The organism is Paraglaciecola sp. MB-3u-78 (assembly GCF_002835935.1).
Lineage (GTDB): Bacteria > Pseudomonadota > Gammaproteobacteria > Enterobacterales > Alteromonadaceae > Paraglaciecola.
Genome location: NZ_PJCF01000006.1, coordinates 217,384 through 228,617, shown reverse-complemented (window position 1 = coordinate 228,617; position 11,234 = coordinate 217,384). Strand labels below are relative to the sequence as shown.

Below are 11,234 nucleotides of genomic sequence, written 5' to 3'. Positions count from 1 at the left end.
TGAGTATGTCAGGCGACGAATTAGCTCACACTAATCTTGCCTTAGAAAAGCAGTCTGCTTTACAACGTGTTGCTTGGGCTTTAGAACACTTGCCTCACAACTTTATGTTGTCATCAAGTTTTGGCGCCCAAGCGGCTGTGATGTTACATATGGTTACGCAGCAATATCCTGATATACCCGTTGTACTGACAGATACAGGTTATTTGTTTGCTGAAACCTATCAGTTTGTTGATGAGTTAACAGAACGTCTCAACCTTAACCTGAAGGTTTATCGGGCAGATGTTTCCTCCGCATGGCAAGAAGCCCGTATGGGAAAAATGTGGGAACATGGCCTAGAAGGTATTGAAAAGTACAACGCGCTGAATAAAGTCGAGCCAATGCAAAAAGCGTTAAATGATTTGCAAATAAAAAGTTGGTTTGCTGGATTGCGCCGCAGTCAGTCTGACATGCGAGAAACCTTACCCGTTGTGCAGCAGTTGAATAATCAATATAAGATATATCCCATTATTGATTGGTCGAACAAAGATATTCATTTGTATTTAAAAGAACATAACCTGCCGTACCATCCTTTGTGGGAAAAAGGGTATGTATCTATTGGTGATTGGCACAGTACTCGTTCCTTGGAAGAGGGTATGAATGAACAAGATACGCGTTTCTACGGATTAAAAAGAGAATGTGGGCTACATGAATTTGGTGATGGGATCTAGTGATTTCGCACTAATCCTCTAAATGTTATCGAGGATATTAAAAGCATTGTCTAAGGCTTCCCTTAGTGACTTAGCATAAATGGCTTGTTGTTTTCGCGTCAACAATTTACTTAATTCAGCACCTGTAGTAGTGAATTTGTAATAAACCAATGTCGTGCCTGAACCCTTTGCACATAGATCTAATGTTTGCCCTGCACAACGCCATTCAACAGAAATACCGATAGGTAACTCTCCGGACTCAATTTCACTATGGTGTATTAACCCCAAGTCCATTAGTGACAAAATATCAGTATAACCTAATCCAAATTCAGCCAAGTTAAGTCTATGGTCCTTGTTCGAATTAAAGAACGACCAAATACTCTTTTTTTGATAATAGCCAAGTAAAAGTTTAGGCGTAGATTCACCTTTGCGTTTACTCGATAGATTGACTGCATTGCGAAAAATTTGTGCATCTTTTTGTGTCAGCTGTCTCAATAGACCTAGGGTTTTTAAAGAGAAACTCCCTGGTCTTGCTGTCTCAACCGCAAAGATCTTACCCCATAGTTCCTGCATGGTAGGAGAAAATATTTCCTCTGCCATTTTCACGAAACTAAAAAACCAATCGGGATCTAATTCTTCTTCTTTGCCGTCATCGAGACAAAAATCTAACGCTCTACCTAGGATGTTTTCTAAATTAATTAATTTTCTTTGAGCCAATAACTCATTTTTACGCTTAATTTTTTCATTACTGGTGGAGGTTTTAAAAGAGCGACTCTCCCCTTGTACACCTGCCTGAGAAAACCAATTAACAATACGTTTTTGACTTGATTGCTTGCTTATCCTATTTTCAGACTGTGTATTAGCTTCACTCACCCCTTCCCCTGTTTTTTGCGACAGAATAGGTTTTAACTGATTTGTAATTAACGAAGAATTCGGCTCAATTTTCATGAAACTTAAAACGCTGATTTAAATTTTGTGTAGTTGACCTGTATATTGCGTTAATTCATGTTACATGAGCAAATAAAAATGTTAAATTTAAATAAAATCCGCAATAGATTTCATACTCTCATAGCTTTTTCTTCGTGTTGTGTTGGAGTGAAATAAATTTAAAGAACAAGGCATGATTGCTCCTGACAGCAGGATTTCAACCTTGTTGGAATAAAAATGAGCCCTAGTAAATACGAAAATGATGAATTAATTTTTTTATCAGAAGATACTTACTCAAACACACCAGAAATTACAGGTATCTGGAATGTATTAGTTGTTGACGATGATGAAGAAATACACTCGGTCACTAGGCTTGCACTATCAGATTTGGTGGTCAATGATAAAAACTTGCATTTTATACATGCTTATTCTGGTGCCGAAGCATTAAAAATAATTGAAGATATGGGATCATCTATTGCCATCATCTTATTAGATGTGGTGATGGAAGCTGATGATGCGGGCTTAACTGTGGCCAAAATAATGCGCGAAGAAATGGGGATTTTGGAACCTCGTATTATTTTACGAACTGGTCAGCCTGGATATGCACCTGAAGAAAAAGTCATTAAAGATTATGATATCAATGATTACAAAACCAAAACAGAACTGACTCGGAGCAAATTGGTAACAACCATTATTGCTTCCTTGCGTTCTTATCAACAGATATTGTCAATTAATCAAAGCCGTCTAGGCTTACAAAAAATTATAGCGTCCGCAGCAAACTTAATGGAAGAGCATTCTATTAAGAGTTTCTGTGAAGGTGTAGTGACTCAAATTAGTTCACTGATTGGCTTAGAAGCAGGTGGCGTTGTCTGTGCAAGAGCAGGCTCCGTATTGGATAAAGAGGACGATGGCGTTTATGTCCTTGGCGCTGCTGGTGAATTTGCCCCCTACATCAATGAAAGACTAGAAAACTTACATAATTTACGAATCGTTAAATTTGTTAACAGTTGTTTGCAGCTTAAAAAACATATATTTGAGAATGAATTTTCCGTGCTATATCTTAATAGCTCCGGTTATGAAGCCGCTGTTTATTTACAAATAGGTAAAGAAATCAGTTTGGTCGATAAACAATTATTAGAAGTGTTTTTATCGAGTATCTCTATTGGTTATGAAAACGTTAATTTATTTCATCAACTCCGCACCGCTGCCTTTAAGGATTGGTTAACTAAGCTGCCTAACCGCAGTGAATTCATCAACATGTTGGACGATTGTGGCGCTGCTAAAAACAGCATCGAAAATTCAGTTGTGGCATTAATTGACATCAATCATTTTGCAGATATTAATGATGGACTGGGCCCCGATGCTGGTAATAGTACACTACTGGCCGTCACCCAACGCTTACAAGAAACTTTTTTAGATAAGGTGAAAATGGGCCGTATTGGCTCAGACGTTTTTGGCCTAATCGGTGCAGATTTCTTTGTCAATCCTCAAACATTGAATGAAATGTTTGTGCCACCTTTCAAAGGGGGGGAGCATACATTACCGCTTTCGGCCTCTTTTGGTTTTTGTCGTTTAGATGGAAACCTAAAAACCGGTATCAATATTCTCAAGCATAGTAATATCGCATTAAATAAAGCCAAGAAAAATCTAAATACGAATTTTGAATATTATGCGCCTGAAATGGAAGAGGAAACAACTTGGCGTTTGGACATGATTAGACAATTAACTAGGGACTTTGAAGCTAAAAAATTGCAACTTTGGTATCAACCCCAAGTCGATTTAGTGACTGAAAAAATAGTTGGGATGGAAGCATTATTGCGCTGGCCAACTTCTGATGGTGGTTTTGTTTCGCCGGCGGTATTTGTTCCTTTAGCTGAGTATTCAGGTTTGATTATTGATATTGGCATTTGGGTTTTGGAAGAATCATGTCGAAAATTAAGTGCTCTGTCTAAACAAGGCTACACAAGCTTGCGAATGGCTGTCAATATTTCTATGCCGCAATTCAGAGACCCTAATTTTATTGAAACCGTAAAAAACATCATTACAAAATTTGCTGTTGAGCCAGATAGGATAGAGTTAGAAATAACTGAAAGCGTAGTGATGGATGAGCCTCATATTGTGATTGAAGCTTTACAAGAATTGAAGCGCTTTGGAGTCAAAGTAGCGATTGATGATTTTGGTACTGGATTCTCCTCAATGAGTTATCTACAACAACTACCACTTGATCGACTAAAAGTCGATCGTTCTTTTGTCAACGAAATTACGCCTGGTAAGTCTGCCTTTATTGCTGAGACTATTGTGACTTTAGGTAATAAACTCGGTTTATCAACAATTGCAGAAGGCGTTGAAAAAAGAGAGCAGGCTAGTTATATGTTGAAGTTAGGCTGTGATGAAGCTCAAGGATTTTTGTTTGCCAAACCTATGCCTTATGAACAACTACTCGTGTTTTTAGCATCGCAAGATAAATAACTTGAGTTCAGTATAAACAATACCTTTGAGTATTTTTAAAGGGTATTGATACAGGTAACCAATGACAGCATTGAGTTACAAAACTCTGATCCCAGATCAATTAGCCTGCATCTTGGCTTTAAGTATTTTTTGCATTTGCGGCAATATATCGTTTTCAAACCATGGATTTCTTTTCAACCAAATATTATTTCTTGGTGAAGGGTGGGGTAATGGCAGGAAGTGAACTGGGTACTCACGCCAGTTTTTAATCCGTTCAGTTAATGTTCTTCTGTCTGCTAAGTAATAGTCTTGTGCGTACTTACCAACTAAAAGGATAACTTTAGATGTATCTTGTTGTACCAGCAGAGAATGCCATTTTGGTGCGCATTCTGGCCGAGGTGGCAAGTCGCCGGACTTTCCTTTGCCGGGATAACAAAACTCCATGGGCACAATAGATAAGGTGTTTTTGTCGTAGAATGTGTGTTCCGTCATGTCTAACCACAAACGTAACCTTTCTCCTGACGCATCATTCCATGGCTTATTGCTTTGATGCGCTTTAATTCCCGGCGCCTGACCAATCAGAATGAACTTTGCATTGCCTGAATGTTGTAACCGATCTTCCGCACCACTTTTAATAATAAATATGCTGGTATTCACTGCCCAGACAATCAATGATTATTTTTTGTCGTTCTTTTAGGTTTACCACTAACTCTTTCCCCTCAATATTCAAGAGGGTCACCCCTTGAAAACACTGAAAATACCCAACGGGCGGTGGGGTTTTGACTGGGTTTCTTCTTCATGTCTGGGAAGTAACGGTTTTGGACTTTTAACTGTTTACGTATTTGATGTTCTAACGAAGCGTAAACCATTAAGCAGCTGGTCATCACCATCAGTAGTGCTTCAATACGCTCTGGTTTTTTAAGGTAAATAGCACTGGTTAAAAAGTCGGGGCTCTTTAAGAATCGAAAGCCTTTTTCTACGGACTGCTGGGATTTGTAGGTACTGAGTATCTTTTCCATGCTTAAATCATCCGCTAAATCATTACTAGCGATGATAAATAAGCCCAGCTGCTTCAACGCATCCTGTCGTTTTGCAAGACCAGTATAGAGGCTCCCTGTGATGTGATAATACTCACGTTTAGGCTGTTTGTCCTGGGAAGGGCGCCCTGCACCCGCGTAAACAGGCACCTTGTTGATCTGGCTGTCGACCATCAGATAAGGCTGTTTGACTTCCCACTGCGCTAAAGCTTGTTTGGCATCCTCTTGGCATGCAAACTCCTGTTGACCCAATTTCTTGAAGGACTTACGGCCTTGTTCAAACTGTTTGAGCATCCGCTTATCCAGATTATGGCCTTCACGTTTTCTGGCTTGCTCACTGCATACCAGCAACCATTTTTGCGCCACATCACCATAGCTCGTTTCGTGCCACACGCCTTGATAACCGTCGCTTATATCAACAAAGTCCAGTTGATGGGCTTGAGCGATTAAACTTTTCGCCTCGTTCAATGTTTGAGGAACACGGGTAATAAACAACTGATTGATTGCATCAAGATGAACAATACTTTCTTTGACATACAGCGCCGCATCGGCCACCAGATAGCGGCTCGCTTGTGCGGCTTTTAAGCTTTGGATATGAGACTTAACAATTTTTTTGAAACCTTCCATATCATTAGTGTTGCCGCTGGACGGCTTCATATATACCGGAATGCCCGACTGGTTTTCGCAAATAAGATTTAAGATCACCTGATTGAGCTCAGGTCGATGCTCTCTGGAGTAGCCTTTGGCGACCTGGATGCAGTTGAACTCATCCTCTGCTGGCCTACCTTGGCCGTCATAATGGAAACTCGTGGAGTCGAGATGAACAGAGTCACAAGGCAAGTCTAGGTGTTTAACTACGGCTTCACCAAGGGTTTGATAAAGGGCTGAAACGCCTTTTTCATACAGCGCATCCAGACAGCGACCTAGGGCATCATCGTTGATATGCTCAGGCTCGATCCCGGGTGCAATCAGTCGCTCAAGAGGTTTGTCCTCGAAATATTCGCTGTACATATGCAGGGTACGGCCAGTAAAGCCCAGGCCATTGATAATCATGGCGACAAAGAGCTGTCCAAAGCTGATATTTCTCTTGTCTGAGACGCCAAGAGCTTGATCAATAATTTGGGCTAAGCGGATTTCTTTGCAAAAACCGGCAACCAGACCGTGGTGTTCTAATGTTTTAGTAAAAGGTGAGGACATAATTCTAGCTCTCAAAAGAGAGTAATAGATCAAGATCTGAGATCTACGTCAAGTTTTTTTTCATTATTCTTTAAATCGTCTGTTTATTGACCAAAATTAATGGTTAATTTAAGTGCGGAACGACAGTTGTACACCAACCCAATCACTGGTATTGTTGGTACTTAGGTCCAGTGCTTTATTGATAATTGCTGAGTCATTGTTGGGTGTTACGCCGTTAGAGCCCCCATTATAATTACCTGTTTGATCAATAACATCACCGGCTATCCCAGTGTAGCTGCATGCATCAAACCGATAATCTTAGATTGGCTCAAGCACCACAGGCGGAGATAAGTCACAGATATCGCCAAAATCAGTCTCTGCAACTTCGTCGCTCTGATAGGTGGTGCCAGCTTGTAGATACTAGGTTTATTTACAGCCCAAAACTAAGCTAACAAAAAAATACTGTGAGTATCTGAAAAGGTAATACTCGCTTTTGAAGAGCCGCCGGGATTGATTTCGTTGAATTCATTGTCAGAAAAACTGCCACTTCCTACAACCACGTCTCCCTTAAACGCTACGGCAACATCTACTGTGCTTGTTGTGGTCTCAAAACTAACACTTGAGGCCGGATCTGAGGGCGCTCCTGTTGCTACGCAGTCAGCCGTGTTTTTGGTTGAACCATCATTTTTGCTGATTGTAGTGGTGGCGAGTAGATTGTTATTACTACCTATTAATTGAGCATTGTGTCCGAAAGAGACACTACCACCAGCACTGTGTGTAGAAGCTCCATCAGGAAATACTGCGCTACATTGGCCCGTGGCAATAACCTGATTGACGCTAAACAGGTAAAGCAAAAAGAAAACAATAATTCTCATTAGTCTTCTTCCAGCATCGCATCAACATACACAATACGTGTCACGTTTATTTTACCTGCTGTACATTGCCCAGTACTAGTAAATGTCAAATAGGTAAATGTACTGCCGCCGTCTGTAATGGTCTTAGGTGGCATTGCTGCTACGCTGTAATTACAATTTTCTAAGCCGGCTACACCACTAAGGTCTTTGAAAGCAGGGTTGCTGCAGCCTGCACCAACCTCAGCTGCCACTGCACACTCTATTCCGGATCTGGCCGCGTTTATGGCTCTTTGCCCCAGCACTTCATGAATAATTGTTTCTGACGTCGATGACAACAGTCGAGTCATGGTAAGCCCTAAAAGGGCTAAAACAATAATGACGAATAAGGCTATGACTAGCATACTGCCGTGTTGATAACGTGGTGACGCAGCCAAATTTAGTGCTTTTCGTTTAAGGTACATTAGGAATATGTACCTCGCTGGAATAGTTAATAATCTCTTCGTTTCGTTCAAAGGCTAATAAAATATGCACTAAGCCATTTCGGGTTAAAGTAGCTTCGTATATTCTAAAAGGCGCTTCATTAGATTGTGAAAAATTATTTTTTAGATTTTCGGCCATTAAAGTGCCAGAAGAATAAACGGTTTGTGTTGTGTTGATAGCGTCTTCTATCCGATATATTTCACCACTTGAATGGGCGCAATAACTCACGGCTGTACTGGCAATGTATAAACGTGACGCTGGAGAGTGGTCTTCAAAGGCACCGCTAACGGTTAATTCAGCAATACCATTAGGGTCAACATTTTGGTTGCAATCGTCATTATCATTCACCGTGCAAGCAGTGATGACTTTGCGTTTATTGTTGTTTAAGTCATAGACATCGAGGTTTGATGTGGGGTAAACAATTGCAAAATCATTCACTTCTAAACTGAAATTGGCAGCATTGTTTGCAAACTCTACAATATTGGCCCTAGTTGTTAAGGCTGGTAGAACAGATAAGCTGGTATAGAAACTGACCCATGCTGCAGGCACAAACTCGAGACACTGAATATTACCGGCATTATTGGCCTTAACCCGTGAGCTGTTGGGGATCGCTATGCGTAATTCTCGATGGATGCGTTCTACCACAAAACGACTATCGCCCAAGAGCTGATCACGCTCAGTAACATCAGCATAAATTTGTACACCGGTGCGGATAAAACCTGATATACCCACCGACACCACACCTAACACTATGATCACAGTTACCAGTTCAACAAGGGTAAAGCCTTTTGCTGTTGCCTTGGTAATCCTGACCATCAGTAGTTACTCCGAAACGATGCAAATATAATTTCTTCATCGTTGGGTGTTGTGACTGTTACGGTAATTAGCTTGGCGTTACCCACCACATTATCTGCTGTGCCGTCCATACCTTCGTCGTAAACAACACTCACCTTCACATTAAACCCTTGATATAAATTGCTGCCATTTAACACCGTGGTTTCATTTAAACTATTTTTTATATCACCGTTAGACACATTCAGGCCATGATAATCGTCTACATCATTATAACTAGTGCGGCTTTCACCGTCATCAGGACCTAAATTTATACTGCCAATGCAGGTTGCATCACAAGGGGTTGCACCGCCAGTACGATCAGATTTTTCATCAAAAGACTTGCTGACAATTTCATTCATCAGGGCTTGGCCTAACTCAGACGCGCGCACTTGAAATATAGGATCAACACTGCGTATTGCTTGGGGCACAATTAACGAGGTAAACAATACTAAGGCAATAGAAAATACCACTATGCCAATCACCAGTTCGATTAAGGTAAAACCCGATGCTTTATTCGCAAGCATGAATATAGCCTTGTGGCTCAATACATACCGATACCGCAGACTCACCTGTTAGGATGATTTTACATTGAGAGCTACAAGTGAGATCCCCAGTCGCAGTAATAGGTTGCCCTAAGCTATTAAAAGCGATGAAACTAAAACCGGGTGGTGTTGAACTGGAAAGCGTTGACAGGCTAACTTCAGCAGCTGTCATTTCAGAAGCGCTGGTGGTCAGGTAATCGGCATTGGTAAAGTCAATACTAATTTGACAGGTATCAGCAGAGGAACCCATCGTATAACTAAGGGTCGGTGGACCAAAGGCTGGGGCAACGCTATCAAAGTTGATTTGAAAGCAGTATTCATCCCGTGTGTCGTGCATCGCACGAGTTTGCATATTACGTAGGGTGGATATTAATCTTGCTTGGTAAGTGTATTCCGAGAAACCAGAGGTGCCAGAAAAACGGCTGAAAACAGTAACACTCAAAATACTGATCAAAATAATCACTATTACCAGCTCTATTAGAGTAAAGCCTTTAAGTCTGAGTGAGAAACATTGGCTATTTAACATCATGCCGACTTTCGCGTGATATGACTCATTATGAGATTGTCTAAATAGAACAGGAAGCTTTTGCTCCCTGTTCTGTAATTTAAACCTAACGGGTTAACAGCCGCCAGTGACTGCGGTTACTGATGGTGAGGTGTTCACACCTGAAGACTCTGTGTATAGAACATGACAACTTATATCTTCTTCTCCAGTTTTAGTGTAGTCCACTGTTGTTTGACCAAACGGGATAATGGCAAAAGTTCCTCCTCCAGGCAATGCAGCAGCTGCAGCTGTGACTCCAGCCGCGCCCGCAATAACAGTGAACTCTGTCGAGTTGATGTCAACCCAACCTGACAGAGAAGCTACATCTGTTGTATGTGCATCTGGGTAACCAAAATCTGTTTCAACTGTTATACCACCTACCGATACCTGAGAAGTTGCGTCGCCAGCTGCAGCGGTTTTTTGTTCGCCTGCAACCGCAGATTTAGCATAGATAAGTTGTGACCCACCTTGCAGCGCAGCCTTTACACCTTGTAAAGTAGAAGCCGTCGCATCACCCTGAATATCAATAAATTTAGGTGCGGCGGTCACAGCCAAAATACCTAAGATTACGATCACGATAATTAATTCTATTAATGTAAAACCACGTTGTTGTTGCATGTTTATCCTCAAAAAGGTTGCTTTTGAACTAAGTCACTGAATTTATTAAATGTTTTATACCATCAAAACATCGAGTAATGTTGATTACTTATATTATATCTTGATATCTTAATCTATTGATATCTTTATTCATACCTTTGTATGCTTTTTGAGCTATGAGCTACGAGCTAAAACCTAAAAGATAAGAGCGATTCACCACAGAGGAAAAAGAGCGCCGACCGCATCGCTACACAGAGGAACAGATTTCACAATTCATTGTTTTTCCCTCTGTGCTCTCTGCGCGCGGCACCCGGTGTTCTCCGTGGTTCAAATTCTTTGTTCTTATCTTTTAGCTCGCGGCTCGTAGCTAGAAACTCGCAGCTGCTTTTTATCCTTTAGCTGCTTTTAATTATTACTAAACACTATGACTTGGCCAATCCTTGGGTCGTAGATAAAACCATTGCCGGCTAAGTTATCCGTTGGCTCTGTGGTACGATTTTTAACGGTTTGAGTGAGATAGTAATAACATACATCATTACCGCCCGAACCTACACCTGTCCTAACGTTGGTAAAATACCGGTAATCTTCAAATGGGAGATCGTTCCAATCAGAGGATATAGTCGGAGCACTTTGCATGATTAAGTTGAAAATACTCTCGCAGTCTAAGGTGCTCATTTGGTCATCTTCACTGCTGTTGTCGGTATTTAATTGACCCGTGGGATAACCTGTATCTTGATCAATGCCTACTTCAATGCTTTCAATGGTGACAAAGGTTAAATTAGTACCATTATTTTCTTTGGGTCGCCCTTCCAACTCCCATTTTGCTCGTACTAGCCCAACACCGGTGGCATAACCTCCAGCGACACCATCGACGGTGGCATCTTCTGCATCCGCCGTAACATCCAGCAATCTTGGTAAAGCGGTCGCTGCTAATAAGCCTAAAATAACCACTACAATGACCAGTTCAATTAGGGTAAAACCCGAAGCCATATTTTTAGTGTGACTAGATTGGATTGTTTTGTGCTGCTTGTTTTTTACAACTATACCGTTTCTATCGCTCATGGTGGTGCTCCTACAAGGTTTTTTACTTGTGATCTTTTTAACTAAGA

The 11,234-nt window shown here is 41.0% G+C and carries 11 protein-coding genes and 1 pseudogene; 2 read left to right on the top strand and 10 right to left on the bottom strand.

Annotated features, from left to right (window positions below; genetic code table 11):
• Positions 1 to 5: 5 nt before the first annotated feature.
• The gene (locus CXF95_RS15235) at positions 6 to 707 is read left to right on the top strand and encodes a phosphoadenylyl-sulfate reductase (protein WP_232787921.1); all 702 of its coding nucleotides are present in this window, start codon (positions 6 to 8) and stop codon (positions 705 to 707) included.
• An 18-nt stretch (positions 708 to 725) separates the two neighbouring features.
• On the opposite strand, the gene CXF95_RS15230 is transcribed toward CXF95_RS15235, so the two are convergent.
• Positions 726 to 1,634 (bottom strand): TIGR03899 family protein, encoded by a 909-nt coding sequence (locus CXF95_RS15230; protein WP_101199499.1) that lies wholly within the window; start codon positions 1,632 to 1,634, stop codon positions 726 to 728.
• A 216-nt stretch (positions 1,635 to 1,850) separates the two neighbouring features.
• Here CXF95_RS15230 and CXF95_RS15225 point away from each other — a divergent pair, with 216 nt between their 5' ends.
• Positions 1,851 to 4,082: an EAL domain-containing protein gene (locus CXF95_RS15225; RefSeq protein WP_101199498.1), complete on the top strand. Its 2,232-nt coding sequence runs from the start codon at positions 1,851 to 1,853 to the stop codon at positions 4,080 to 4,082.
• A 96-nt stretch (positions 4,083 to 4,178) separates the two neighbouring features.
• Here the strand turns inward: CXF95_RS15225 and CXF95_RS15220 are convergent, their stop codons facing one another.
• The 9 genes and pseudogenes from CXF95_RS15220 to CXF95_RS15180 form a co-directional block, all read right to left on the bottom strand.
• Positions 4,179 to 4,718 carry a uracil-DNA glycosylase family protein gene (locus CXF95_RS15220; RefSeq protein ID WP_232787868.1) on the bottom strand — a complete coding sequence of 180 codons (540 nt, stop codon included), beginning with the start codon at positions 4,716 to 4,718 and terminating at the stop codon, positions 4,179 to 4,181.
• Positions 4,693 to 6,295, bottom strand: a pseudogene (locus CXF95_RS15215) (IS1634 family transposase). The gene CXF95_RS15220 and the pseudogene CXF95_RS15215 overlap by 26 nt, the downstream one beginning before the upstream one ends.
• A gap of 422 nt (positions 6,296 to 6,717) precedes the next feature.
• Positions 6,718 to 7,149: a hypothetical protein gene (locus CXF95_RS15210; protein ID WP_101199496.1), complete on the bottom strand. Its 432-nt coding sequence runs from the start codon at positions 7,147 to 7,149 to the stop codon at positions 6,718 to 6,720.
• Entirely contained in the window at positions 7,149 to 7,589 is a 441-nt protein-coding gene (locus CXF95_RS15205) for an MSHA biogenesis protein MshP (protein ID WP_101199495.1), read from the bottom strand. Before CXF95_RS15205 ends, CXF95_RS15210 begins: the two co-directional genes overlap by 1 nt.
• A complete protein-coding gene (locus tag CXF95_RS15200; RefSeq protein ID WP_101199494.1) occupies positions 7,579 to 8,424 on the bottom strand; it encodes a type II secretion system protein J in 846 nt (281 codons plus the stop codon). Before CXF95_RS15200 ends, CXF95_RS15205 begins: the two co-directional genes overlap by 11 nt.
• A complete protein-coding gene (locus CXF95_RS15195) occupies positions 8,424 to 8,966 on the bottom strand; it encodes a prepilin-type N-terminal cleavage/methylation domain-containing protein (RefSeq protein WP_101199493.1) in 543 nt (180 codons plus the stop codon). The genes CXF95_RS15200 and CXF95_RS15195 overlap by 1 nt, the downstream gene beginning before the upstream one ends.
• Positions 8,953 to 9,513: a prepilin-type N-terminal cleavage/methylation domain-containing protein gene (locus CXF95_RS15190; RefSeq protein WP_101199492.1), complete on the bottom strand. Its 561-nt coding sequence runs from the start codon at positions 9,511 to 9,513 to the stop codon at positions 8,953 to 8,955. The genes CXF95_RS15195 and CXF95_RS15190 overlap by 14 nt, the downstream gene beginning before the upstream one ends.
• Before the next feature lie 90 nt (positions 9,514 to 9,603).
• Entirely contained in the window at positions 9,604 to 10,146 is a 543-nt protein-coding gene (locus tag CXF95_RS15185) for a prepilin-type N-terminal cleavage/methylation domain-containing protein (protein ID WP_101199491.1), read from the bottom strand.
• A gap of 384 nt (positions 10,147 to 10,530) precedes the next feature.
• Entirely contained in the window at positions 10,531 to 11,115 is a 585-nt protein-coding gene (locus CXF95_RS15180; protein ID WP_101200074.1) for a type II secretion system protein, read from the bottom strand.
• Between the last annotated feature and the right edge of the window lie 119 nt (positions 11,116 to 11,234).